Below are 26093 nucleotides of genomic sequence, written 5' to 3' on the forward strand. Positions count from 1 at the left end.
CGTTGCGCGAAGGGGGCGTTCACCCGACCGAGTGGCATATTCCATTCAGGTCTTCTGCGCCCGGGGAGTGACGGTGTACCGTACCGGCCTTTTCGTCGTCCCTCATTTCCCCTTGCCCGCGAAGTCCTCGATGATCTGCGCGATGAACTGCCGAGTCTGGTCCACATTGTGGGCCTGTGCGCGCAGATGTTCGTACATCACGCTGTATTTCTGGACGTCATTGGCCTTCTCCAGGTACAGGTCGCTCGTCACGCCCTCGATGTAGACGACCGTCGAGTCCGAAGCGTCCGGGAATTCCAGAATGGCGTACTGGCCGTTGACGCCCGGGTGGGCGCCCATCGAGAAGGGCATCACCTGGACCGTGACGTGCGGCTTCTCCGACTGCTCTATCAGGAACTCGAGCTGGCGGATCATGAGCTGCGCATCGCCGACGTGCCGCCGCAGGGCCGCCTCGTCGATGACCGCCCACAGGCGCAGGGGTCCGATCTCGGGATTGCTGTTCTCGGTCTCGTGGAGCCGCTTCTGGCGGTGCATCCGGACCTGGACGCGCTTCTCCACGTCGACCGGAGCCGTCTCGGGCCACGCGCCGCGGACGAGCGACTGGGCGTACTCCGGGGTCTGGAGCAGCCCCGGGATCACCAGGGGTTCGTAGGTGCGCAGGCTGGCGGCGTCCGTCTCCAGGCCGATGTAGACGCTGTACGGGATGTCGCCGAAGGCGTGCCACCAGCCCTGCTGGCGGGAATCCTTGGCCATCTGCATGAGGGAGTCGACGAGCCGGCGGTCCTCGACCTCGTAGACGTCGCACAGATCGCGGACGTCGCGCTGACTGATGGAACGGCGGCCGTTCTCCAGCCGGCTGATCTTCGACTGGGAGACGAGCAGGCGTTCCGCGACCTGCTCGGCCGTCATGCCTTTGTCCTCGCGCAGTTTGCGCAACTCCATGCCCAGTCGGCGGCGTCGGACGGTGGGATTGACATTGGACGCCACGTGAACGGCACCTCCGCCTTCTTCTGTTGCTGTCGCTTTGCTGTCTCTCTGCGTGTCTGCTGGTGAGCAGACTGCCACCGAAACACGCGACCCCGCTGGGGAACGGACGGGAAAAGCAAACGCGCGGGCCGACGGAGCCGGCGTACCGGCCCCGTCGCCCCGCGCGTAGGCGGTTGCGATTACTGCTGCCCTGCGTGTCCTGCGTGTCCTGCCGGTGGATCAGTGCGCGGCCGCGCGGGCCATCGCACCGGTCCGGCGCGGCTGCAGCGGAACGGCTGCCGCCGTTGCCCTGGCGGGCTGGGCCGGTGCCCGGTCGCGGCGCGGCTGTGCGGCCACGCCGTTCTGGACGTCCATGACGGCGTGAGCCACCAGTCCGCCCATCGGGTCGTGCCGGATCAGGTCCCGGAGCCGGGACCTGGACGACCGCCCCTCGTTGCCGGGGTACAGGTGCTTGCCGAGTCCGACCGCGTGGGCCAGTGCGGCAAGCGCCGCGGTCCGCGGGTCCGGCGGTACGCCGGTGCGGATCGCACTGTCCAGCCGGCCACGGATCTCCCGGCTGATCGCTGTGTCGGTCGCTTGGTAGCGAGTCGTCGGCAGCACCCCGCACATCTGGCCCGCGACGGCATGCACCATGCCGCAACGCTCCAGGTGAGCGAGGTAAATCTGACGGAGCCCCAGTCGGGGTCCGCCGATCCAGTGGACCGCCCGAACCGGGCTGCCGCGCCTGCGCAGCAGTTCCAGTGCGGAGTCCAGAGTCGGATCTCCTGTCGGCCGTGGCATCACCACGGCGATACGATCCCCATCAGGGGCTATCCGTCCTGCCAGAGCCAGCTCCACTAGCTGTGCCCCGGCCAGGCCGAGGTCGAGCGACTGCGGCTGCGCCGTGGTACCCGTGGCCGGGTCCAAGGCGAGCAGCAAAAGCTCCTCCGGAATCGTTCTGCGGCTCTTGCCCATCCATGCCTCCCCGCGTGGATGAGTGACAGGGTGACGCCTCTCACATTCATCTGTCGAGAGTGCCTGGCCGCTTTGTGGGGGAACCGTCAGCTATGTCGTTCTCGTCTAGCACGGGGGCGATGCCCCCTAGACGGGACACTGTTAGACATTCGGACAGCCGGACGTGAAGGCGAACGAGGAGGAACTGGTGGCGGGCGAGTCCCCCGACAAGTCGGTTGATGAAGGAACGTCGGGGACGGCGGAGTCGTCCGAGGGGCGTGACCCGAGGGCATCGCTGTTCCGCCCGAGGGACTCGGAGGACGGGTCCGCGGAGCGCGATCCGCTGCGCGAAGCGGTGGCCGCGTGGGTGGCCACGGCGGAGGACGAGCCGTCCGACGCGCCGGCCGCGCCGAGTGCACCGGGTGCGCAGACCGAGGTCTTCGAGGCGCTGCCGCCGGAGGCGGCTTCGGCTTCGGGGTCCGGAGGCGGCGAGTCCGCTGCCGCGCCGGCCGGGAGCGAGCGCGCGGTGTCGCCTCCGGCTGCCGCTTCCGGTGATTCCGCTTCCGCGCGTACGGGTGGCCCGGACGCCGCCCGGCCCGCGGCCGGGTCCCGTACCGAGACCCCTCCAGCGGCCGCCGACCGCCCCACGCCTCCTGATTCCGCACCTGGTTCTGCACCTGGTTCCGCTTCCGCGGGCGATGCCTCGGCCGCGCCTGCGGGCGGCGACCGCACGACCGCCTTCCGCGCTGCGACGCCGCCGACCGACGCGGACCGCTCTGCGGGTTCCGTTTCGGGTGCGCCCGGGGCTACCGCCGGGCAGGTCGAGAGCACCCGTACGAGCCTTCCTACGGGTTCCGGTTCTGGCGCCTCGGGCGAGCCTGCGGCTGGCGCCGCGCCGGTCGAGAGCGACCGCACGGCGTCGTTCCGCATGACTCCGCCCAAGGGTTCCGGTTCGGCCCCCGCACCGGCAGGCGGCACCTCGGACGAGCCCGCGGCCGACTCCGGCCCGGTCGAGAGCGAGCGCACCGCGGTGTTCCGTACGCTCACGCCGCCGGCCGCCACCGCGCGCCCCACGGATTCCGCTTCGGCGCCGACCGACCCCACCGACAGCGAGCGCACGGCCGCGTTCCGCACGCCGGGCGCCCCGGCCCCTTCGGCTGCGCCGGACGCCCGAACGGCTTCGGATGCTCCGGCTCCGTCGGGTACCCGTCCGTCCGCGGACGCCCCGGCTACCCCGGGCGCCCCGGCAGCGTCGGGCAGCCAGACGGCTTCCGGTGCTCCGGCTGCGCCGGGCACTCGGCCGTCCGAGGGCGCCTCGGCTGCGCCGGGCAGCCAGGCGGCTTCCGGCGGCCCGGCTTCGTCGGGTGCTCGGCCGTCCGAAGGTTCCTCGGGCGCTCCGGCGACGTCGGGCGGCCAGGCGGCTTCCGGCGGCCCGGCTTCGTCGGGTATCCGGCCGTCCACGAATGCCTCGGGCGCTCCGGCAGCGTCGGGCAGCCAGGCGGCTTCCGGCGGCTCGGCTTCGTCGGGTGCTCGGCCGTCCCCGGATGCCTCGGCTGCGTCGGGCGGTCAGACAACCTCTGGCGGCCCGGCTTCGTCGGGTGTCCGGCCCGCCTCGGGCGCTTCGGCGGCTTCCGGCGGACCGGCTTCTTCGGGTACTCGGGCGCCTTCGGGTGCCCAGACTCCTCCCGGCGCCCCCGGCGCCCCCGCCGCCGGTGGGGCCGTCGACAGTGAGCGGACCGCGGTGTTCCGGGCGGTCAAGCCCGGGGCCGGCGAAGGCGGTGCGGCGGAGGACAGCGAGCGGACTGCGGTGTTCCGGGCGGTGAAGCCCCCGGCTCCGGCAGCCCCGGCCGACGACGAGCCCGTCGACAGCGAGCGGACGGCCGTGTTCCGGGCCATCAAGCCCGGCACCGCCAGCCCGGCCGCCCCCACCCCCGGCGCAGCCGGGCAGGGCACGGCCACTCCCGGCGCGGCAGGCCAGCGCGCCGCAGGCCAGCGCCCGGTCCCGCCGGTCGGTGCGGAGCGGGCGAGCACCTTCGTACCGCTGCGGAGCGACGACACCCCGCCCGTGCGGCCTTCCACGGGCGTGCCCGGCACGCCCCCCGCGCCGCCGGTGCGGACTCCGATCGATCCCGGCGTGCGGACCCCCGTGACGCGGGAGTCCCCGGAGCGGACCACGCAGCAGCCGCTGCCGCCCAAGCCGCCGCTCGACATGCTGGCGGACCTCACCAACAACCCGCCCCCGCCGCCGAGCGCCGCCCGGACCGCCGTACGGCGGTTCAAGATCTACGCGCCCATCCTGGTGCTCCTCGCGGTGGTGCTCGCCGTCGTCCAGCTCGTGCGGCCGCTGCCCAAGCCCACGCTGAAGGTGACCGCGAACACCTCGTACACCTTCGAGGGCGGAGCCCCGTCCCTGCCGTGGCCGAAGGAGGGCCAGGCCTACATGGCCGCGGCCGGCCTCGGCCCCGTCGGGAGCTTCGGGGAGCAGAAGCCCGTGGCGATCGGCAGTGTCGCCAAGGCCATGACCGCCTACGTCTTCCTCAAGGACTTCCCCATGAAGAAGGGGGAGAAGGGCCAGATGATCCCCGTCGACAAGACGGCGGTCGAGGACGGCAAGAAGGAGACCGAGGGCGAGTCCACGGTCAACAACCTGAAGGAGGGCGACAAGATCTCCCAGGAGGACGCCCTCTCCGCGATCATGATCCCGTCCGCCAACAACGTCGCGCGGCTGCTCGCGCGCTTCGACGGCGGGCAGGAGGCGTTCGTCAAGAAGATGAACGACACCGCCAAGGAACTCGGCATGACCAACACCACGTACACGGACCCCTCGGGTCTGGACGCGACCACGGTCAGCACCGCCGAGGACCAGGTCAAGCTCGGCCTCAAGATCGTCGAGATGCCCGAGCTGATCGCGATCACCAAGAAGCCGAAGTGGATCGACCCCACGGGCAAGGAGTGGCGGAACTACAACGACCTGGTTCCGTTCAACGGCTCGCTCGGCATCAAGACCGGCTCCACCACCAAGGCCGGCGGCAACCTGCTCTTCGCCGCCGAGAAGAAGGTCGGCAAGACCAACCAGCTGATCGTCGGAGCGGTCCTCGGCCAGCACGGCGTGCCGATCCTCGGCACTGCGATCGCGGCGAGCAAGAACATCATGCTGGCCACGCAGAAGATGCTCACGGCAGCGCCCGTCGTCAAGAAGGGTTCCGTCGTCGGCTACGTGGACGACGGCCTCGGCACCCGGGTCCCGGTCGTGGCCACCGCCGACGTGGAGGCGGTCGGCTGGCCGACCCTCACCATCGCCATCAAGCTGGCCGACGGGGCCACCCAGCTCCCGCAGACCGCCAAGGCGGGCTCGGAGATCGGCATGCTGACCGTCGGCGAGGGCGCCAGCCAGGTGAAGGTGCCGGTGGCGCTGCAGAGCGACCTCACCGCACCCGGCATCGGCAAGAAGCTGACGCGCGTCGGCTGACGAGCGCGGAGCGGGTCCGGCACCCCGGGGCAACCCCGGGGTGCCGGACCGCGTCTACGAACCGAGGGACGCACCCGAGGGACGCACCCGAGGGACGCACCCGAGGGACCGGAGTGGGGAGTACGTCGGCGTGACCACCGCTGAGCGGCAGGAACAGGGCCGGGAGCAGGCCCGTGGCCGGGGCGGGGTTCCGCCCCGGGTCCCGGCTGCCCCGGCTGCCCCGAGCCCGCAGGCCGGCCCTCAGGCCGCCCCCGGGCCGGTCGGTCGTGCGCTCGGCTGGGCCCGTAGGCACCCCGTCGCCGTGGCCACCGCGCTGGCCGGGCTGCTGCACCTGATCTGGTTCTTCGCCGTCGCCAACAGCGGCGGCGACCTCGCCGCGCAGGACGCCTGGGCCGAGTTCGTGGGCCGGCATCCCGACTCGGCGTACAACCTCGCCTGGTACGGCGGCATGCACCCGGTCTCGTACAGCGTGGTCTCGCCGTACGTCATGCACGTGCTCGGCGTCCGCACCACGATGATGATCGCCGGCACGGTCTCGGCCGGGCTGCTCGCGATGATCCTGACCCGCTGCCGGGGAGCCGTCCGCGAGCCCCTGTGGCCCGCCCTGGCCGGGGTGTACGGGCTGCTGTGCAACGCCGTGTCGGGCCGCGTCACCTTCGGGCTCGGCGCGATGTTCGCGCTCGGGGCCGTCGCCGCCGTCTTCTGCTGGCCCCGCAAATGGGCCGAGCGGCGCTGGGCGAAGGCCGCCGTGGCGGCTCCGCTCGCGGCGGTCGCCACCGCCTCCAGCCCGGTCGCCGGGCTCTTCCTCGGGGTGATCGCGGCCGCGCTGTTCCTGAACGGCCGGCGCCCCGGGGCGTACGCGCTGGGACTGGCCCCGGCCGCGGTGGTCGGGCTGTCCTCCTGGCTGTTCCCCTTCTCGGGGACCCAGCCGATGAAGCTGATCTCCGCGGCACTGCCGTTCGCTTGCGCGCTGGCCGCGCTGTTCCTCGTGCCGAAGAGCTGGAAATCGGTCCGGACCGCGTCCGCGATCTACGCCCTCGGGGTGGCGGTGACCTGGGCGGTCGACTCCCAGGTCGGCTCGAACGTGACCCGGCTGGCGATGCTCTTCGGCGGGGTGGTGCTGCTCGCGGCCCTCCCGTACGAGGCCCCGCGCACGCGCCGCTGGTACGGGCTGCTCCTCGCGCTGACCGGAGTGACCGCCTGGATCACCGTCAACAGCGTCACCGACATCGTCCGCACCACCCCGCTGGCCTCCTGGAGCCGGGAGCTGGCCCCGCTGGTGGACCAGCTCCAGAAGGCGGGCGCCGACCGGGGGCGCGTCGAGGTGGTCCCGGCCAGCAGCCACCGCGAGTCCTCCGCCTTCCCCGCGTACGTGAACCTCGCGCGCGGCTGGAACCGGCAGGCCGATCTGGAGCGCAACCCGGTCTTCTACGACGACACCCTGACGGCCGACAGCTACCGCGAGTGGCTGGACCGCTGGGCCGTGCACTACGTGGTGCTGCCCGCCGACAAACCCGATGAGGGCGGGCGGGACGAGGCGAAGCTGGTGCGCGAGGGGCTCCCGTACCTCCAGCAGATCTGGGGCGACGCGAACTGGCAGCTCTTCAAGGTCACGAACCCGACGAACCTGGTCGCCGGTCCCGCGACGGTGGTGCGGGCCAGTGCCGACCAGCTGGTCATCGACGTGAAGCAGGCCGGGCGGGTGCTGGTGCGCATCCCGCACTCCCCGTGGCTGGGCCTGGTGGACGGCGCCGGCAAGCCGGTGGAGCCGCCGCAGGAGACGGAGGCCTCGAAGGCCGCCGCGAAGGCGGTGCCGAAGGGCTCGGTCACCCCGCCCAAGGTCTACGCGAACACCGCGGGATGCCTGTTCAAGGCACCCTCGGACGGGACCGGGGACGAGTGGACGGAGCTGCTGGTCCCGGCGCCGGGGGAGTACCGGATCGCGGCGAAGTACCAGCTTCCGCGGGGCACGCCCTGTCCGGACGAGCTGCTCTACGAGGTGCTGGGGCCGCCGCAGCGGCCGTCTCCGCCGCGCCCTTGACCGGCCAGGGCCGGATCTCGGGCCGACCCGGGCCGGATCTCGGCCGACCTTGATCGACCATTCTTTACGTCCGGTCCGGGTGCGTTGGGGTCTATATGTGCATACGATCCCAGTAGTCCGATTGGGTGCCCCGAGTCTTGTTAGGGAGTGACGACGGGATGAGCAAAGAGCAGAAGCACGACTTCCAGGCGGCTGTCGCGAAGGCCGCGGAAGCGACCAACCTGCCCCGCACCGTGCAGCACGCGCACGGCTTCTCCGGTCCGATCCGGAGCAAGGTCAAGGGCGGAGCGCACACGAAGGCGGAACTCAAGCGGGCAGGGACCCCGCAGGGCGACCGCATCGGAGAGCGCAGCAGAGGCCTCAGCTGAAGACGGGGCCGAGGGCTGAGCCCCGCCCCCTGTCGTGATGCGGCCCTTCCGGCTCCGGCCGGAAGGGCTTTCGTCTGCCTTGACGGCCTCTGAAGGCCTCCTTGACGGCTTCCTTAACGGCTTCGCGGGGTGGCGTCCGGCCGGCTGTTACGTTCCCGACGGACGGCCCTGACCTGGCCCTCGTAACGTCGTGGTCGTCGCCACCGCAGGCGACGCCGACCCGAGGGAAGCACTCATGCGCGCCACCGTCCGTACCGCCGCCGTCGCGGCGCTCGCCACCCTCACCGCATGCGGGACCCTCACGGCGTGCGGCACCGGTGGCGGGACCAAGCTGCCGCCGGACCCCCGGGTGGGCAGCACGGCGGCCCCCGCTCGCACGGGCGAGGCGGCGCCCGCCCTCCCGGGGTCGAAGCCGACCGGCATGAAGATCGCCGCGGCGGGCGTGGACGCGAAGAAGATGGTCGACCTCACGGTGGACCCGGCGACGGGCGAGCTCGGTGTGCCGAACGCGGACACCGACGCGGACAACCCGGGCTGGTGGACCCAGGGCGTGACTCCGGGCGAGAAGGGGGCGGCCGTCCTGGTGGCGCACTTCGACACGAAGTACGGGCCCGCGGTGATGAAGAACGTCAAGAAGATCAAGCTCGGTGACCTGATCGAGGTGCCGCGCGAGGACGGGAAGACGGCCAGGTTCGCGATCCGCGAGATCGAGGACGTCGCGAAGAAGGACTTCCCGACCGACAAGGTCTACGGGGACACCAACCGCCCCGAGCTGCGCCTGCTGACCTGCGGCGGCGAGATCAAGAACGGCCACCGCACCAACAACGTGATCCTCTACGCCGACCTGGTGGCCTGAGCCCGCCCGATCTCTCCCGGCCTCTCCTGACCCGGCCTGACCCCGCCTGACCCCGCCCGATCCCGGCCGTTTCGCGCGACCACCCGAGACAGTTCCTTGACCCGCGGGCGGGGCCGGGGCCTATCGTCGGCGGCCGGCAGTGACCAGGACGAGGAAGGCGGTGCCTTGGTGTCAGTGGGAGGAGTGCGACAGGTATCCGTACTGGACCGCGCGCATTCCCGCCTGGAACCGGCTGCGGACGCCCAGGTGGGTCAGCAGCCCGGTGATCACCCGGCCCACGGTGCGGGTGGAGACGCCCAGGCTGTGGGCGATGGCTTCGTCCGTCCGGCCCTCGGCCATGAGCTGCAGCACCGCGGCCTGTTGGCGCGTGAGGAGCTCCGGCTCGCAGGGCGCCGCCGTCGGGCCGAGGGGGCTCGCGGCCTCCCAGATGTGCTCGAAGAGCGTGACCAGCAGGGAGATCAGGCCCGGGCTGGTGACCAGCGCCGCCGCGGCCGCGGTGTTCTTCTCGTCGACGGCCACCAGGGCGCTGCGGCGGTCCACGATGGTGAGTCGGTTGGGCAGGACCGGGCTGGTGCGGATGTGGGCGCCGACGCTCTCCAGCCACGTCGCGTACTCCCGGGCGTGGTTGTCGTGGCGGATGCTGTCGAGGTAGATGGTCCGCATCACGATGCCCTGCTCGACGTTGCGCAGGTTCAGCGGCCGGGCCGCCTCGATGCTCGCCTGGGACATCTGCGAGTCGGGGGCGAACGACAGCACCTCGGAGCGGGTCCCGGCGGACAGCAGCTCGATCTGGTCCCGGATCGCGTCGATGCCCTCCAGGTACCGGATCCCGGATCTGGAGGACTCCTGCGACGAGGAGTCGGCGATCTCGGCCATCAGGCCGACGACGGCGGCCCGCGTGGCCTCCATGCGCTGCTGCTGGGCGGCGAGTTCGGCCTGCTGGCGGGCCTGGAGGAGCTGGAGGGCGAGCTGCGGATCGATGGCGCGGCCCTGTTCGGGATCGCCCCCGCCGCCGCGCAGCAGCGCCATCTCGCTGAGCAGGGCCAGTGAGCGGCGTACGTCCTCCGGGGCCAGCCCGAGGCGCTCCGCCAGCTCCAGAACACCGTCCTGGGGATTGGCCAGTTTGCTTCGATAGACCGTTGCCGTCACGTCATCGAGTTCTAGTCGACCGAACATTGCCGCCCACCCCCTGGAAGACCATGTATGGCATATCGGTGCAGCTCACATGCCCTGTTTACGTGCGTCAGGCTAGCTTGATCGGCCGCCCGATCGAAGGGTGCTCGGCACGGAATCCGATGGAGATATCCGGCCGATCTGACGAATGCGGCCATGCCGGTTGTCCGGTTCTCCCCCTGCTCCGCCCGGGGCGGTCGAATTCCCGCCGGCGAAGCACGTTTGATGAGGAAACGACACCGAATCAGGAGGTTTCATGTATCTCGTCCACTTGTATCTGAGTGCCCCTCCGGGGGCGGGCGACCTGCCGACCGGTGTGGAGGCCGCCCTCTCCGAGGTCGAGCCGACGGTCGAAATGGCCGTCAGGCACGTGCGGGCGAACGGGGAGCCGGTGCTCGGCGTCTACCTCAAGGCCCCTGACCTGCACACCGCCGAGCAGCGGGCGGCGGTGGCCTGGCACCTCGCCGTGCGCCGGACGTCCGGGGCCGGCGCGTGGACCCTGCTGAAGGCCGAGGTACCGCTGCTGGTCCTCGACGAGTCGGCCTGACGACTACCTGACGACCGGCCTGGCGACTACCTGACAACCGGCCTGACGGCCGCTTGGCGACCGCCCCGACAGGTGCTTCCGAGGCCACCCTGTCCGGTGTAAGACATGTCGGGTCCAGGACAGCCAAGACCCCTAGATAGCCCCCTCCACCTGCGGCAACCTTGATCACGTCAGCAGGAAACGCCGCTCAACTCGGGGGAATCCAGTCATGGTTAGTCGTCTCAAGGCCGCCACGCTCGTCGCCGTCACCGCCACCGCGCTCCTCACCGGAGCCGTCACCGGAGTGGCCGCGCAGATCACCGGTCCGGACGGTGCGACGCACCAGGCGGACTGGCGCTGGGACTCCCCCGCCCCGGTCATCGGCAACGGAGCGGACAGCTGAGCACCGGCCTCCGGTCCGGGGGGAACAGGGTCCGCGAGGCACCGATGGTGACCGCAGCGGCCCGGCGGGGAGCACCTTCCCGCACCACCGGCCGATTCGCCTGGCTGTCCCCGACGGCCCTCTGGCCACTGGCACGACACCTGCTCGCCACCGGTACGGTCCGCCCCCAAGGAGGCGGCACCCGCAGGGCGGACGAGGAGGCCGTGTTCGCAGCGGTCCTGTACATCCTGGTGAGCGGCGAGTCCTGGCGCGCACTACCGAAGTCCTTCCCCGTCTCCTGGCAGAACGCCCACCGGCGGTTCGGCCAGTGGTGCGAGGAGGACCTGTGGAACCGGATGGCGGACACCGCCCGGGCCACGCCCCACATCTCCGCACCGGTACGCGACTGGGCCGAACGCGTCGCCGAGGCGGCCCGGTCCCGCAGGCCGGACCTCACGAACCTCACCGAGCTCAAGAACCTCACCGAGCTCACGAACCTCACCGAGCTCACGAACCTCACCGAGCTCACGGACCGACCCGGTCTCGCGGCCCGTACGGACCTCAGGGACCGCCCGGCCCGTACGACCCCTACGGACATCCAGGCCCAGACCCGCACGCAGGCCCGTACGCAGACCCGTACCCAGGCCGGTACGCAGGCCGCCGCCCGGTCCCAGGCCCGGGTCGCCTGACCGAGCCGCTCACCCCGGCCCCCTCCGGTCAGGGTCCGCAGGCCCGCCCCTCACCTGACCCCCTCACCTGCCCCCGCCACTCCCGTGGCACAGCCATGCCCCGGGGCAGAGCCCCGCCCCCGCCCGCCCTGCCCACCGGCACCGGCAGGCACAGACTTTCGCACTCCATCCGAACACCCATCGAGAGGTTTACCGTGCGCAGATCCGCGCTCCCCATCGTCGCGGCCATGTCCATGGCCCTACTGCTCCCGCAGAATTTCTCGGCCTCCGCCGCCGAAGAGGCGCCCAGCGCACCTCTCAGCGCGGGCGATGTCACGAACATCGGCCCCGGCCTCTACACGTCCGCGAACGACAGCTACCGGGTCTTCGAGAGCGACGTCGCGGCCGGCCTCATGGGCCGCAAGCACACCATCACCGGACAGGCGGTGGGCGTCTCGCAGGCCCAGGACGCCCCCCAGACCCGCTCAGACCTCGGAGTCTTCGGTCCCAGCTGGCAGGCCGAGTTCGTCGGTGGCCAGCTGAACCGCAAGCTGGTCCAGGAGTCGGGTGCGATCGTCACCACCGACCTCGACAACAGCGAGTCCGTCCGCTACGAGATGACCGACTCCCTGGAGGCTCCGGGCGGCGGCAGCGTCAACACCTACACCTCGTCCGACGGTTCGACCATCGTCGAGAACGTGACGTGGGACGACCTCGCCGGTGAGATGAAGTCGAACATCACCGAGACGCTGAAGATCGGCATGGGCGCCGCGCTCGAGGGCGACAGCGGCCCCGTCGGCGAGAACGGCGCCCCCATCCCGGAGGCCGACCTCCACCCCACGTACACCTGGAAGCAGGTGTCCGGCACCGGTGACACCTGGCGCGTCACGAGCGTCGGCACCAAGGCGCTCAATTCCACCCAGGTCTCCTACGACGCCCAGGGCCGCGTGGCCACCGTCAGTGAGCCCGAGGGCGGCGACCACCCGGCGCGGTCCCTCACCCTGAACTACGCCACCGCGACCACCGCGGCGGGCACGACCCTCGGTGACGTGGCCGGCCAGGTCAAGGACATCACGGTCACCACCGGCCAGACCGTCGAGACGCTGGCCCGCTACACCTACGAGGCTTCCGGTCTGCTCCGCGAGGTCACCAACCCGGCCGCGGGCAGCGAGCTCAACTCCTACACCTACGACGGCGCCGACCGCCTCTCGACCCTGACGAGCGGCGACGGCGGCGACTGGCAGCTGACCTTCACGGGCGACGCCGCCGCCCCGCAGGCCCAGGAGACCGGCGGTGGCATTCCCGACGCTGGCTCCATCGTGGCCGGCGGCCAGGAGCACCCCGACGGTGTGGCCCCGCCCTCCGAGAACTTCGTAGACGGCGAGATCACCGACCCGCAGGCCTACCCGCGCGCCTGCTCCTCCCCGGAGTCGTGGATCCGGTACTGGGGCAACTGCTCGACCGTGGTCGCCCACTACGGCTGGAAGTGGCCGTCCTGGAAGCAGACGCCCACCGGCTACTGGGTCCGCGGCATCTACGAGGACCACTGCACCACCTCGGTCGACCGCCCGTACGGCTTCGACTTCCGCGCCGCGTGTGACGCGCACGACTACGCCTACGGCACCATCGGCAACCGCTACAAGGGTTACGGCTGGTACCTGGACACCAACCAGGGCTACAACGCCGACGCCGCGTTCTACAACCTGCTGCGCTACAACACCTGCCCGGCCTATGCCTCGTGGACGCAGCGCACCTGCAAGAACCTGGCCGCCACCTACTACGCCTTCGTCTACAAGTACGGTCACCCGAGGAACGGTGCCAACGCCACCTGATCGGCCCGCCGATCCATCTGACGGAACCGTCCGACTGCACCGTCCGACTGAACCCGTCCGACCGCACCACCTGATGGAACCGTCCGACTGAAGAGCCCGGACGGAACCGTTCGAAGGACTACGCAGGGGCCGGGCGCCCGACCCGTCCGGCGCCCGGGCCCCTGCGTCCCCCGGAGCCCCTGCGTCCCCCGGAGCCCCTGCGTCCCCCGGAGCCCCTGAGTCCCCGGAGCCTCTGAAACCCCGGAGTCCCTGAGTTCCCGGAGCCCCTGAGCCCCTGCGTCCCCCGGAGCCCCTGAGTCCCCGGAGCCTCTGAAACCCCGGAGTCCCTGAGTTCCCGGAGCCTCTGAGTTCCCGGAGCCCCGAACCCCCGGAGCCCCTGCCCTCCGGCCCCTGAACCCCCTGGGCCCCCGGCCCCCCGGAGCCCCTGGCCCCCGGCCCGCGGAGCCCTCGGCCCCCGGAGCCCGCCGGAGTCACCCGGAGCCTGCGTTTCCCCCTGAGCCCTCGCCTTCCCGGCCCCCGCTCATGCGCCCGCTCCCGCTCCTCCCCCTGAACTTCCGTCCCACCCCGCGCCCTTGGCCTCCGCCCCGGCCGCGCCCCGTAGTCCCGTAGTCCCGTCCCCCTCCCCACCCCTCCCATGGAGCCACGAGTGAAGAGATCCATGCGGGTCGTGCTCGCCGCCTCGGCAGTAGCCGCCGTTCTCACCGCCGTACCGGTCGGCTTCAACCCCGTGTCGGGCACCGGCCCGGCGTTCGCCGCGGACAACGGAGCCATCGACCCGCCGCTGTTCGACGAGACCCAGGACGGCGGCACCGTCCGCGTCAACGTGGTCCTCGACGGCCGGTCGGAACTCTCCTCCGCCTCCGAAGCGGGCGAGGTCCTCGTCTCCTACGAGACCCTGCCGATGGTCACCCTCCGGGTGAACCGCTCCGGCCTGGACTCGCTGAGCGCGATGGCGGGCGTCGTCAGCGTCACCGAGGACATCCCCGTCGAGGCGACGCTGAACGAGTCCACCGCCAAGATCGGCAGTGACGCGGCCGTCGCCGCCGGGAAGAACGGCGCGGGCAGCACGATCGCGATCCTCGACACCGGTGTCGCCACCAACCACCCCTTCCTCGCCGGCCGGGTCAAGGCCGAGGCATGCTTCTCCGTCACGGACGAGGCCTACGGCGCCACCAGCCTGTGCCCCGACGGCACCACCGAGCAGCACGGCACCGGCAGTGCCGACGCCGACAGCGGCCCCTGCACCACCGTCGGCGCCGGCTGCTCCCACGGCACCCACGTCGCGGGCATCGCCGCGGGCAACGGAGCCGGCGTGACCGGAGCCCCCGCACGCGGTGTCGCGCCCGGCGCGGACATCATCGCCATGCAGGTCTTCTCCAAGTTCACCTCCGACTCCTACTGCGGCCCGGGCGCCAGCCCCTGCGTCCTGAGCTTCACCAGCTCGCAGATCAAGGCCCTGGAGAAGGTCTCGGCCCTCAAGAGCGCCGGAACCAACATCATCGCTGCCAACATGTCCCTGGGCGGCGGTCGTTGGACGGCCGCCTGCAACACGGATGCCCGTAAGCCGATCATCGACACCCTCTTCGCCCAGGGCGTCGCCACCGTCGTCGCAGCCGGCAACAACGGCTACTCAAACGCCGTCAACTCCCCCGGCTGCGTGCCCTCGGCCCTGACCGTCGGCTCGACGACGGACGACGACCAGCTCTCCAGCTTCAGCAACCGCGGCCCGCTCCTGGACATCCTCGCCCCCGGCACCGCCATCACCTCCTCCGTCCCCGGCGGCGCCTTCGCCTCCAAGAACGGCACCTCGATGGCCGCGCCGCACGTGGCCGGCGCCCTCGCGATCCTGCGCCAGGCCCACCCCGGCAAGACCCTTGCCGAGCTGGAGACCCTCCTGAAGGAGGGCGGCACGCCCATCACCTACACCGGCGGGGTCACCCCCCGCCTCAAGGTCGAGGTCCCGGCGGCACCCCAGCGCCCCCGCTTCACGGACTTCAACTGCGACACCATCGAGGACACCGTCATCGGTGACCCGAAGGCGACCGTCGGCGGCGACGCCGGCGCCGGTGTGGTCCGCGTGGTCTACGGCGGCGGCAAGGGCACGGCCGAGTTCCACCAGGACCTCGCCACCGTCCCGGACGACGCCGAAGCCGGCGACTCCTTCGGTGAGAACCTGGCCACCTTCGACCACGACGAGGACGGCTGCTCCGACCTCGTCGTTGGCATCCCGAGCGAGGACATCGGCACGGACGCCGACGCCGGCGCCGTCAACGTCCTCTACGGTGCCGCAGGCGGCCTGACCACCGGCAAGGCCGCCCTCAACCTGGTCCAGGGCACGGGCGAAGGCGCCGTCAAGGCCGCGGCCTCCGTCGCCGAGGACCGCTTCGGCCACGCCGTCGCCGCCGGGCACAGCGCCCAGGGCCCCTACCTGCTGATCGGCGCGCCCGGCAAGGACATCGGCGCCGTCAAGGACGCCGGCAGCGTCTACTACCTGCGCGGGACCACCAACGTGGCGACCGACCAGAACAAGCCCGCCATGGACGGCGACATCGAGACCGGCGACCGGTTCGGCTCGACCATCGCCGCCTCCGCGAACCACATCGTCATCGGCACCCCGAACGAAGCCATCGGCACCGCGGCCGACGCGGGCAACATCCAGCTGCTCACCCACGAGCTGAACGCCGGCGGCCTGCCGACCCCCCTCGCGGGTCTCAACCAGAACGACCCGCTCGTCGCCAGCCTCGCCGAGGCCGGTGACCTGTTCGGCGGCTCCCTCGCAGCCGTCGCCTACACCCCGTCCGGTGCGACCGCCTCGACCGACACCCTCCTCGCGGTGGGCGTGCCCGGCGAAGGCCTGACGGTCGCCGGGGCCCCCGTCGACCATGCCGGCCAGGCCTACACCTTCCGCATCACCGGTGCGGGCGCCATCACCAAGGTCGCCTCCATCACCGCCGAGGTCGCCGGAGTGACCGGCACGGCCGCCGCCGGTGACCAGCTCGGCCAGAGCGTGTCCCTGGTCAACCTCGCCCCCGAGGCACCCGCCACCCCGGCGACCCTCGTCCTCGCGGTCGGCATCCCGGGCAAGGACATCGGCGGCGCCGCCGACGCGGGCGCGGTGCAGACCTTCGACCCGCTCGGCGCCCCCGGCGACACCGACCAGTGGATCCAGGCGGGCGACGCCTCCGGCCTGGGCGGCACCCCGACGGCCGGCCACGCCATCGGCTCGCACCTGGGAGCCACCACCTCGGCCCTGCGCATCGGTGTCCCGAACGCGACGCCGTCCGGCGCGGTCCACGCCCTCCCGTGGGGCAACACGACCGCCGGCCGCACCGGAGCAGCCGGCACCGTCACCACCCACCAGCCCGGCCAGAACGGCCTCCCGGCCGGCGGCACCGCCTTCGGCTGGTCCACCGCCTGACCAGGCCCCCCGGGCCACGCATCGCCACCCGGGAGGGAGGGAAGGATCACCCCTCCCTCCCGGGTGGCGGTGGCCCCACCCCAGGCCCTTGAACTGGGCCTTTACCAACCCCCGGCGATAGTGCAAGATCGCTGCCACCCCGCCTCAACCGCTCCACCAGCCCCGCCCATCCCAATCCGCCCTCACCACGATCCGGCCGCTACAGCGCCTCCGGGAGGACCCCCGTGTCTCAGCTCATCGGTTACGCGTCAGGCGTCTTCGACCTCTTCCACATCGGCCACCTCAACCTGCTCAAGCAGGCCAAGGCCCAGTGCGACTACCTGGTGGCCGGCGTACTGACCGACGAGGCCTCCTGCCACAAGGGCTTCCCCCCGGCGATCCCCCTCCACGAGCGGATCGAGGTCGTCCGCTCGATGAGCTGCGTGGACGAGGCCATCGTGGACCCCACCCTGGAGAACCTGGACGCCTGGCAGCAGATCGGCTTCCACCGCCTCTTCAAGGGCGACGACTGGCGGGGCACCCCCCGAGCCGACCGCTGGGAAAGCGACTTCGGCACCCTGGGCGTGGAGGTCATCTACCTCCCGAACACCCCCCACGCCCCCAGCACCAACCTCCACCGCCTGATCAACCACCTCTAACCCACAGGCACACCGAAGGCCCCCAGCCCCACCCGGCCGGGGGCCTTCGGGCACGCCCAGGAGCCCCGCTGCGAGCCCAAACAAGCCGCACACCCTTCCCCGTCACCGGGGCCAGCACCAGACGCCAAAGACCCCCAGCCAAGATCGGCTGGGGGCCTTTGTCTTGTGCCCTCGGCAGGATTCGAACCTGCGACACCCGCTTTAGGAGAGCGGTGCTCTATCCCCTGAGCTACGAAGGCGGGGATCTGTCGGAAAATGTGTCTGAAATTCGCCTCAAGGTAGACGAATCCATTCAGTTGAGACCCCGACAGTGGGGTGGTGGTGCTGCCTGCGAGGCTGCGCCATCGCTGGACAGTGTAGCGGGTGGATCAGTCGAGGCGGCCGGCTTAACCGGCGGGCTGTTGTCCGGACGTCGGGTCTGGGGTGTGGTTGCGGCAGGCCCTCTGTACCTGCCGCAACCGTGCGGGCCGGGTCAGGTCTTGCTGCCGCCGACGGCGCGTGCGATCGAGTTGTTCACCCAGGCGTAGCCCAGGTAGATGAGGAGGGCTCCGACGGCGCCGTAGGCCGGGACCCGCTCAAGGTGGTACGCCTGGTCGAAGCGGGAGTGCTGGGATTCGCTGTCCTGCCGGAATCCCTTCAGTCGCTTTCCGGCAGGTGTGCCCGGGGCGATTTGCCTCAGGTGCTCAGTCCGGTTGAATCGCCGCCTTTTTGTGGAGGGGTCGATCTCGCGGTCTTCATTGGTCTCGTCGACACGGATCCGTGTGTGGTGATTTCCGCGCGGGCAGGGAATTTCGATTCGCTGATAAAAGCGGGTCTGCGTGCCTTTTCGGCACTCCAGCTCTTGGACGGGCAGCGGTGTGTAGAGGGTTTCACCGTCAACGGCGATCAGACGTTCGCAGACGCGGCCTGCTGCGGCGTAGAGGACGTGGCTGCAGAGGCCGTCTCCGCCGTCGTACTTCAAGAGCGGCTGGGGTTCATTTCCGCTGTGGTGGGGGGTGTAGACGACGAGGCCCGCGGCGATCAGCGGAGCGCGGTGCACTCCGCGCAGCGCGGTGTCGTAGGTGAAAGCTCGCAGGTTGTCGACCTTGCTCATGATGTACTTGACGAGCCTAACCGTGGCGGTGCCTTCGTCTTCGCGGAGCGGGTCCCTCTTTCGTGACTTGTGCCGGACGGACTCCAGGGCGAGGATGACCCGGCTGTGCGGGGTGTTAGCGATACGGACGGCGACCGAGAGGAACTTGTTTCCGTAGACTTTCCGTCCCCCGCCTTCGGTGGTGTAGCTGGCGTCGGGGTCGACACGGTGCTGGCGAATTTCCCCGGTTTCCGTGTTGACGGTGGTTTCTTCGGTGTGGTCCGAGGGCGGAGAGGCGACGGTCGCGTCGCCGTGAATCACCTGTTCCCGCTCAGGGTAGATCCAGCTTCCGCGGGATTTTCCGGTCATCATTCCTTGTGCGATGGCCTGCTGGATCCAGGCATCGCGGCTTGCATCGCGGACATCGCCGACAGCCTTCTTGAGATGGTTTTGGAAGAAGTAGTTCCACTGGCTGCGGGTGGGACCACGGTCGGGAAGGGCATCGGCAGCATCGGAGCCGATGAACTCGCGGACGGCCCTGCGTACCGGCTCCCACCACAGCGGACGGGCGAGGCACGCGGCGGTGCCGCGGGCCGAGCCGAACACCGAGATCGCGCACAGGAACACGAAGAAGATGTACGGGGGGAACGTCAGCGGACGTCCGGCCTGTCCGTCCCGCGGTGCGGGGAGGGCCTGCTGGGCCACGGCGTACAGGTCGGGGTTGGTGACCAGGTACTCGAAGCGTTCGTCGATGGTGAGGTGTGGCGCTTCGGGGCCGTGCTTGGGCGGAAGGTCGGCGGCGGCGCCGAACGCGTCGTCGGGGGCCGGTCCGAGCAGCCAGTTCTTGCCCTCGGTGGCCTTCTTCTGAGGGGTGCGGCGGCTCCGCTTGGGGGTGCTCATGCTGCTTCGCCGTTCTCGGGGAGCCAGTGGAGCGAGGCGAGGGCGGCCGCGCTGTCGAGGGAGGAGTAGCCCAGGCGCCGTGCCACGTCGGAGAGCCGTCCGGTTTCCGTGAGGACGGTGCGGGCGACGTAGCGGGTGATGTCGCGGGGTTCGACCCTGCTGCGGCTGGTGGCCAGTCCGCTGCGGCGGGCGATGTCGCCGAAGCCGGAGCAGACGCTGGCCTGGGCCCGGTAGGCGGACGAGGCCCCGGTGGTGAGGCGCTGTGGCAGGCCGGGCTCGCCGGCGCGCAGCAGGTGGGTGGAGCGCATGGCGAGGACGGGCAGGGCCCACTCGTCGAGGGGGCAGTGGCGTCCGTAGGTACGGGTGGCCCCCGAGGTCCAGATGCTGGCGCCGGCCAGGTCGAGGTCGTCGGTGGTGGCCTTGGCGATCTCGGCGCTGTGCAGTCCGGCGAGCAGGAGCGCGAGGATCGAGGCGTGCCGGGTGGCGGGCATGCCGCGCTCCGCCTGGAAGCGCAGCGCTGCGATGTCCTTTGCGTCCAGGGCGGTTCCGGTCTTGCGGGGACTGCGGGGGATGGGCGGCAGGTCGAGAAGTGGGGCGGCGGTCGTCAGGCCGAGGGCCCGGGCTTCGCTGAAGAGGGCTTCGAGGCCGGCACGGCGCTGACGCTGGGTACCTGGCGCGGGGTTGAGGATGATGCCCTGATGGCGGTCGTGTCCCGGTGCCTGGAGGAAGGCGATGACGAGGGCTTGGGTGACCTCGTCCAGGCGCTGAGTGCCGTGCATGGAGGCGAAGCGTTCCATGCGTTCGGCGATCTGGGTGTACAGGTCGACGGTCTCCAAGCTCATACCGCCTGCTGCGGCGCGCTTGAGCCAGGCGCGGGTGATGTGCGGCAGAGCGGTACGGATGTGAAGGCGCTTAGCCACGGTCGCTCCCTGCCCAGGACGCGTCCGTCTGGATGGCGCCGTGGATGGCGGCGAAACGGAGCTGGCTTACGAGGGTCTGCGTGTAGAGGTCGATGGTGGGGCTCGTGGCGCGGTCGGAGCCGGACTTCAGCCAGGAGATGAGGTTGATGGGAGCGGGGCGTACCGCTTGCGGGTGGTGATGGACTGCTTCGGGGTGGTGGGGGGATGCGGGGGCGCTACGGTGAGCAGCGCCGGCCGCCTTGTGGTGTGCAGGCATGCCGAAGCCCTTCTGTCGTGCTCGCGGATGTGTCCGCGTGTGCGCGTGGGGTGGAGGTGAGGGGTCCGGCAGCGCTTCTCCGGCCAGGAAGTGGGCGCTGCCGGACCCGTTTGCTCAGCGGGTCAGTTCAGGGGTCGGGTGTGGGGCGGCTCCTGAGTTTCGTGGCGGTGGCGGATAGCCCGGCCAGGTGGCCGTGCAGGGAGAGAAGCTCTTCGGGGGAAAGCCGGGCCAGGTCGGCCAGTCGTACGGGCTGACTCAGCAGTGCCACCAGGTCCTCGACACCGCTGTCGTCGGCCGAAGCCACGGGTGAGGGGATCTGGCGGACGGCGCACTTGTCCGGGCCCGCGCCTGCCCCAGGCTTCTGCGCGGGCAGCGGCGGCTTGGCGCGGGCGGTGTCGGAGGGGACGCTGCCGGCTTCGGCAGGCGGCCTGTTCGTGGGTGGCGCTGCCTGCGCGGGGACCGCGGCTGGGGCGGGGGTGTGGCCGTTCCAGCTCAGATATCCGTCGGACTGCGCAGAGAGCATCCCCACGGCGACCATAAGGTCCACGAGCATCTCGACATCGCGCCGGTATTCGTCCCCGACCTGGGCAAGCCGCATCAGCTTGGTGATCACGCCGGTCCGCAGCCCCGGTCCCGCAGCCAGCCGGGATTTGACCGACCGCGCGAACCACTCGGTCTTCAGCACGTGGCGTACTGCCGCGCGGCCCTGCACGTCTCCTGTCCGCCAGGCGCGGGCGGCGGACGTGGCCACCTGGGTCGCCCGGTACATGCCCCGCCCGGGGACGCGCTCGACCAGGCCGCACGAGCGCCAGAACGCCAGCGTCAGCTGAATCCGCTCTGCCCGCACCCCGCACACCGTCTCAAGTTCCCGCGCGGTGAAGGGGCCGTCCGAGAGGCAGATCCCCTTGGCGACGGCCAGGTACGCGTGCGAGGGGGTCCGGTAGGTGGGCAGTGGACGCGCAGGACGCGGCCGACTGTTCTGACGTGCTGTCAACGTGCACCTCCCATGTCCACGGGGCCTGCCGGGCCGGTGTCCGATGGCCGAAGGGCTGTCGTGCGGAGAAACGCCTCCACAACCCCATGCTGGATAAGTAGCATGGTTGGATGGAGTGCGCATCCCGGCACCCCCTCCGCCACACTGTCCCCATGCCCGGAGGAACGCGACGTGCGAAAAAGCCCAGTGAATACGTCATCCACGGCTCGTGGCCGAACGCGGTGATCGAGTCGAGGCGGGCGGCGCAGATCGCTCAGACGGTCAGCCGCAGGCTCGCCGAAGCGATGACCCGTCAGGGGCTGAGCGCGAACGCCCTGGCCAAGGCCAGCGGCGTCAACCGGCAGGTCATCGCGAACATCCTGGCGGGTCAGGTCTGGATCGACACGGTGACTCTGGCGGACCTGGAAGAGGTGCTGGACGAGATGTTGTGGCCCCAGCACGTGGCCTGGCCGCGAAATCCGCAGGGCGAGGCACTCGAACCGCTCTCCGAGTAACGGCGAGGGTGCTCGTGTTCGAGTTTTTCTCGAAAGGCAGCACAAAGAAGGCATGCGTGTTCGACCTCTGGTTACGTGGGCAGAGTGAATTAGGCCGAGCACGGACGGCGCCCCCGCGAGGAGACGCTAAAGTCGGTGGTGCTCGGCCGTTACGTGGGCACAGAGCGCAGGCCGCCGCCCGGCTACTAGAATTTGCCGTTCGTTGTGCAGGGCGGCGGCTACTACGTCCGTGGTCCACACGGAGTCCGTTACGGACAGCTGGATATCAGGCTCATTTCAGCCTCCACGTCCTGACGACCCGATAGGTGACGCGGGAATCGCCAGCAACACCCAACCTGAGCTGGCCCTGGCTATGGTTCTTCTCCAGGATTCCCTTCCTGCATAGGTAGTCCAGGCCGGTGCGAACCCGCTTCAGACTGCCGGCCTCGGGCTCGTCGAGCTGGGAGGCGATCTGGGCGGCGCTCCACTCACGGTCCGGATCGCTGGCCAGGACCTCCAGAAGCAGCCGGGCGCGCTCGCCGGTGATGTCCACCGGGGCGCCAGCGGTCTCTTCGGCGGCCGGAGCGGGGTGCGGGGCCGGGGGGTCGGGCTCGGCGTCGTCGCTGTGGTCGTGGCGGGGGCCCTGTTCCGGGACGGTGTGCAGGGGGTCGGTCCCAAGAGTCTGGCCGGCGGCGTTCTGCAGGAACAGCACCTGCGACTCGACGGCCTCCGCGTTCTTGAGTGCGCTCTGGGCCTCGAGCAGAGTCCTTGAGACACGGTCACGGTTGGCTTCCTCGGCAGCCACGGCGAGCCGCAACTGCTCAAGTTTCACGTCGCAGGCATCGACGTATTCCAGGCACTGCTGGATGTAGACGCGAAGCCACTGTGTGGGGGCGGCCGAGCCTGTTTCGCTGCCTGTCTCCGTAGCGCCCTTTGGGCTTGGCGTCATGAGCACAGGGTAGGGCCGCAGAAGGTTGCGAGTCGAATCACCAAAGGGTGATTCTGTCTCGGCGTTGATGTGATCAACTCTGTCCAGGATTTCAAAAGTTGACTGTGCGCACCCTGTTTGCGCTTCGCCGAATTGTTCGAGTGTGGGCAGGGGTGCGCTTACGGGCTCGCCGCATGTCCTTTCTGAACCTGGCTCTTGGACAGCACGCGGTGGGCAGAACGTGCCGTCCGGTGTGGTCCCTGGCCTGTCAAGGTGCCGCGGATGGTGGGTACTGGCCCCCGGGAGGGGCTGTGGGAGACCGGCCAGGGTCTTGGCGGTCACACGCTCGGAACCGTTCATGATGGCCTTGATGGCCGCGGAGCGGACGAGATGGACCAAGGCGCCGAGCCGTCCATCGGTGCGTTCCATCAGATACCCGGCGGCAGCCGGCAGGTCACCCGGCCGTTGGCGGCGAAGGCTCAGGCTGTGCTCCAGCCCCTCCACCAGCACGCTCCAGGTGACGGGGTCCTCAACGGGCCCGATCTGCAGAAGAGCTGTCTGTCGCGCTTCGCTGGCCTGGCCCGTCATCGTGAATCGGCTGTCCCAGGCGGCGTAGGTGAACAGGCACGGGACCTGGTCCGCGAGATAGGTCAGAACTTCCCAAGCGCTGGGCTGTGACCGTGAGGGGTGCGGGTGCAGATGGTGCGCGTCGTCGATGAGGACCATCCTTGTGCCGCAACGCAGCAGTGCGTCCTGGACGGCGTCCGTCAGTTCAACAAGGTCCCCGGGGCGGTCCACCCCCAGGGCGTCGGCGAGCAGCCCCAGAGCGGTCGGCGCCGTTGCGCCGGGCGGGATCCGGATGTACACGGCCTCGCTGTCGGAGGGTGCTGCCTTCTGCCCGTGGGGCTGGTGTGCCAGTTCCAGCAGCGTCGCCGTCTTCCCGGAGCGCGCAGGGCCGGTCACCACCAGGGGGCGGGCGCTCTCCTCCGGCTGTCCGCGGAGCAGGAGGAGCCGCTCTGCCCAGGCGTGTACCTCTGCGCTCAGGGGGCTGCCTGCGGCGGTGAGCGCTGCGTGATGGGCCAGTCTGTGCTTTGTGCTGGCCGATGCGGGCATGGGGGGCTTGCCCCAGTGGCGGAGCGTGGCAGCGTGGCTGAGCCGGGAGGTGGCCGGGATGGCAGGAACGCGCTGGGAAGGGCTGGGTGCGGAGCGCGGCTGAGGTAGGCCCAGGGGTCGAGCAGGCGGTGAAGCGGGCTCGGTCCGCGGCGCGGCTCCCGGGGTGCTGTGGCCCGGGCCGACAGCCGGAGCTTCCTCGGATGCCGTCTCGTGCTGGTCAGGGGTCTGCCGGACGGAAGGAGGCAGGTGCACCCACCCCAGCCGGGCCACACACGCGGCGAAGGCTCCGTTGGGTGTGGGCTCGCCCTGCGGACCGACGACCGGAAGCAGTTGAGGCTGGATGCGCCGCTGCCAGACCTCTGTCACCCAGCGCTCCAGCAGGTCCTGGACCACGGCGGGTGTCCAGGACGGCGCGTCCGCGGCGTCGTCCCGCTCCAGCAGGTACTGGTGGAACATCTCGCACAGGAGACTGACCTTCGATGTGCCCGACGCAGGCTGCGGGGGAAGGGGGTTGGAGTTCACAACGCCGACACCGTGAGCCTGTAGCTGCTCGTAGAACGTCTTCGACCGGCCCAGGCCGAGAGGTTCCACAGCAATGAACTCCGGCAGGATCAACGGGACGCGCCCGGCCAGACCCGCTCCAGGGGAATGCGAGGACCACCAGCGCTCCAGCAGGGACCCGCTGTCGGTGACCACGCCGAGGGCGTCGACCGCGACCGAGCACACCGACCAGGTCAGCTCATCGAGGGCGACGGTCACCTCCATCCAGTTCTCCGAGCATCCGATACGGACCTGGAGGCTGTGGAGGAAGACGCGCTGCCCGGGCCGTGACAGCCACGTCCCGCCGGCGATCGCTGTCGGGCGCCCACGCTGGACGAGCTGCTCGCGCGCGCGACCGTGCAGGGGGGAGAGCTGTTTGAGTAGCCGGTAGAACGTGGTCCGTGAGGGCATCACCCCGAGTTCGTCCTCGCCGTACCGGCTGATGAACATCTCGCGCGTCCGGCTCTGGTAGTAGTCCATCGGCCTGGGCGGCTGGCCCTCCAACATGGAGAGCAGGTTCAGGAGGCATTCCACGACTCGCGGGTCAAGACGTGAGCCGGCCGCGGGCGCCCGCCGCGTACGGGCATCGACGAGACCTGCCCGGCCTTGGACCTGGTAGCGCTGGCGCTTGCGCCGCACCGTGCGGGCGGAGGCGCCGCTTACGCCTGCGGCCGCCAGTTCCCGGGCCTTGGCAGCCTCCCGGGCCGCCAGATCGTGTACCCGCGGATCGAAGGCGGGGCGAGGCCCGACGGCTCCCTCGCCGGGCCGCTGCCCGGTGATGACCTCCACGATGTGCTGTTCCCACCACAGTGCCTGCCGCTCGGCTTCCTCCTGCGACCCGAGACCCGCGACCGCCGCTGGAGGCGGCGTGAGGGGGCCACGGTCGAGGATCTCGAACCCTGGCGACCCGATGAGCTGGAAGACCGACCGCACCAGCTGCCGGCCCAGGACATCGACGAGCTCCACGAGCCCGCCCGGCAGACCTGCCACCGTCCACGCGCGGCCTTCGAACAGGATCCGCTCGCCCAGGCCGATCCGGGAGTCCACCAACTGGCCCATGGCACGTTCTCCCGTCCCTTGCCGGCCCGAACAGTTTCTGTGCCGCCCTCCCGTGCGAGGCATCACTCCTCGCAGACCGCCGGTCAGTGACGGCTGTGGATTTTCAAAGCCACCGAAAGGGACGATGCATTCACAGAGTTAAGCAATAAACGGTCCCTGGCGTCCCTGAACGTGGGCACCGTGACTCCCCCGCGCGAGCCAGGCGCATGCTCCCTGTCAGGCATCGTCAGCCTGCCGGCGCGGCCGGTGCTGGTGGGCGGCGGCGTACGGTACGGCCTCGGCTGAGCTGTCCGGAAGGACACCCCCCGGCGAGGGCATCATTGACGCGTATGACTCCGGGATCACGGGGCTCTCGACACCTGATGTCCGACCGGCCGCAGGGTTTCGTCCGAACCGAAGAACGGAGGGGCGGGGGTACCCGAAACGGGCTCCGGCACCGATGTACAGGTGACAGTGTTTCGGTTGGGCCGGCCGGCCACCACGGCGGTACCTGGTCCCCAGGAAGATGATCTACGCACCGAGTGCGCCACCCACAAGGAGGCGAACA

Annotated in this window: 19 protein-coding genes and 1 tRNA gene; 11 read left to right on the forward strand and 9 right to left on the reverse strand. The window is 70.5% G+C overall.

Features of this window, described 5'->3' with window-relative positions; genetic code table 11:
• Positions 1 to 102 precede the first annotated feature (102 nt).
• Complete coding sequence (locus ACE1OC_RS23855) at positions 103 to 987, reverse strand: helix-turn-helix domain-containing protein (RefSeq protein ID WP_407838721.1); 885 nt, start codon at positions 985 to 987, stop codon at positions 103 to 105.
• A gap of 219 nt (positions 988 to 1206) precedes the next feature.
• Positions 1207 to 1941, reverse strand: coding sequence for a GOLPH3/VPS74 family protein (locus tag ACE1OC_RS23860; RefSeq protein ID WP_250742596.1), 735 nt, complete (start codon positions 1939 to 1941; stop codon positions 1207 to 1209).
• Positions 1942 to 3661: 1720 nt separating this feature from the next.
• Between ACE1OC_RS23860 and ACE1OC_RS23865 the strand changes: the two genes are divergently transcribed.
• The 4 genes from ACE1OC_RS23865 to ACE1OC_RS23880 all read left to right on the forward strand — a co-directional run bounded on the left by ACE1OC_RS23865 (position 3662) and on the right by ACE1OC_RS23880 (position 8654).
• On the forward strand, positions 3662 to 5389 hold the full coding sequence (locus tag ACE1OC_RS23865) for a serine hydrolase (protein WP_407838722.1): 1728 nt from the start codon (positions 3662 to 3664) through the stop codon (positions 5387 to 5389).
• Between the two features lie 130 nt (positions 5390 to 5519).
• On the forward strand, positions 5520 to 7430 hold the full coding sequence (locus tag ACE1OC_RS23870; RefSeq protein WP_407838723.1) for an MFS transporter: 1911 nt from the start codon (positions 5520 to 5522) through the stop codon (positions 7428 to 7430).
• Positions 7431 to 7588: 158 nt separating this feature from the next.
• On the forward strand, positions 7589 to 7798 hold the full coding sequence (locus ACE1OC_RS23875) for a hypothetical protein (protein ID WP_407838724.1): 210 nt from the start codon (positions 7589 to 7591) through the stop codon (positions 7796 to 7798).
• A 235-nt stretch (positions 7799 to 8033) separates the two neighbouring features.
• Complete coding sequence (locus ACE1OC_RS23880; protein WP_407838725.1) at positions 8034 to 8654, forward strand: sortase domain-bontaining protein; 621 nt, start codon at positions 8034 to 8036, stop codon at positions 8652 to 8654.
• A gap of 171 nt (positions 8655 to 8825) precedes the next feature.
• Here the strand turns inward: ACE1OC_RS23880 and ACE1OC_RS23885 are convergent, their stop codons facing one another.
• The gene (locus tag ACE1OC_RS23885; protein ID WP_407838726.1) at positions 8826 to 9830 is read right to left on the reverse strand and encodes a helix-turn-helix transcriptional regulator; all 1005 of its coding nucleotides are present in this window, start codon (positions 9828 to 9830) and stop codon (positions 8826 to 8828) included.
• A gap of 253 nt (positions 9831 to 10083) precedes the next feature.
• Between ACE1OC_RS23885 and ACE1OC_RS23890 the strand changes: the two genes are divergently transcribed.
• The 6 genes from ACE1OC_RS23890 (at position 10084) to ACE1OC_RS23915 (ending at position 17291) form a co-directional block, all read left to right on the forward strand.
• A complete protein-coding gene (locus ACE1OC_RS23890; protein WP_407838727.1) occupies positions 10084 to 10374 on the forward strand; it encodes a hypothetical protein in 291 nt (96 codons plus the stop codon).
• 208 nt (positions 10375 to 10582) lie between these two features.
• A complete protein-coding gene (locus ACE1OC_RS23895; protein WP_407838728.1) occupies positions 10583 to 10756 on the forward strand; it encodes a hypothetical protein in 174 nt (57 codons plus the stop codon).
• Positions 10757 to 10800: 44 nt separating this feature from the next.
• Positions 10801 to 11424 carry a transposase gene (locus ACE1OC_RS23900; protein ID WP_407838729.1) on the forward strand — a complete coding sequence of 208 codons (624 nt, stop codon included), beginning with the start codon at positions 10801 to 10803 and terminating at the stop codon, positions 11422 to 11424.
• 194 nt (positions 11425 to 11618) lie between these two features.
• Entirely contained in the window at positions 11619 to 13235 is a 1617-nt protein-coding gene (locus ACE1OC_RS23905) for a phospholipase A2 (RefSeq protein WP_407838730.1), read from the forward strand.
• A 646-nt stretch (positions 13236 to 13881) separates the two neighbouring features.
• Complete coding sequence (locus tag ACE1OC_RS23910) at positions 13882 to 16653, forward strand: S8 family serine peptidase (protein ID WP_407838731.1); 2772 nt, start codon at positions 13882 to 13884, stop codon at positions 16651 to 16653.
• A gap of 224 nt (positions 16654 to 16877) precedes the next feature.
• The gene (locus ACE1OC_RS23915; protein WP_407838732.1) at positions 16878 to 17291 is read left to right on the forward strand and encodes an adenylyltransferase/cytidyltransferase family protein; all 414 of its coding nucleotides are present in this window, start codon (positions 16878 to 16880) and stop codon (positions 17289 to 17291) included.
• Positions 17292 to 17457: 166 nt separating this feature from the next.
• Here ACE1OC_RS23915 and ACE1OC_RS23920 read toward each other — a convergent pair.
• From ACE1OC_RS23920 to ACE1OC_RS23940, 5 genes are all read right to left on the reverse strand, one after another.
• Positions 17458 to 17530: transfer RNA gene (locus tag ACE1OC_RS23920), tRNA-Arg, on the reverse strand.
• Between the two features lie 233 nt (positions 17531 to 17763).
• Positions 17764 to 19263: a hypothetical protein gene (locus ACE1OC_RS23925; protein WP_407838733.1), complete on the reverse strand. Its 1500-nt coding sequence runs from the start codon at positions 19261 to 19263 to the stop codon at positions 17764 to 17766.
• On the reverse strand, positions 19260 to 20183 hold the full coding sequence (locus tag ACE1OC_RS23930; RefSeq protein WP_407838734.1) for a hypothetical protein: 924 nt from the start codon (positions 20181 to 20183) through the stop codon (positions 19260 to 19262). The genes ACE1OC_RS23925 and ACE1OC_RS23930 overlap by 4 nt, the downstream gene beginning before the upstream one ends.
• A complete protein-coding gene (locus ACE1OC_RS23935; protein ID WP_407838735.1) occupies positions 20176 to 20439 on the reverse strand; it encodes a hypothetical protein in 264 nt (87 codons plus the stop codon). The genes ACE1OC_RS23930 and ACE1OC_RS23935 overlap by 8 nt, the downstream gene beginning before the upstream one ends.
• Before the next feature lie 127 nt (positions 20440 to 20566).
• Complete coding sequence (locus tag ACE1OC_RS23940) at positions 20567 to 21433, reverse strand: hypothetical protein (protein WP_407838736.1); 867 nt, start codon at positions 21431 to 21433, stop codon at positions 20567 to 20569.
• A 152-nt stretch (positions 21434 to 21585) separates the two neighbouring features.
• On the opposite strand from ACE1OC_RS23940, the gene ACE1OC_RS23945 reads away from it, so the two are divergent.
• Positions 21586 to 21927 carry a helix-turn-helix domain-containing protein gene (locus ACE1OC_RS23945; RefSeq protein WP_407838737.1) on the forward strand — a complete coding sequence of 114 codons (342 nt, stop codon included), beginning with the start codon at positions 21586 to 21588 and terminating at the stop codon, positions 21925 to 21927.
• Between the two features lie 271 nt (positions 21928 to 22198).
• On the opposite strand, the gene ACE1OC_RS23950 is transcribed toward ACE1OC_RS23945, so the two are convergent.
• The gene (locus ACE1OC_RS23950) at positions 22199 to 25546 is read right to left on the reverse strand and encodes an AAA family ATPase (RefSeq protein WP_407838738.1); all 3348 of its coding nucleotides are present in this window, start codon (positions 25544 to 25546) and stop codon (positions 22199 to 22201) included.
• Between the last annotated feature and the right edge of the window lie 547 nt (positions 25547 to 26093).

It is taken from the genome of Streptomyces stoeckheimensis, assembly GCF_045822005.1.
In the GTDB taxonomy this organism is placed as follows: domain Bacteria; phylum Actinomycetota; class Actinomycetes; order Streptomycetales; family Streptomycetaceae; genus Streptomyces; species Streptomyces stoeckheimensis.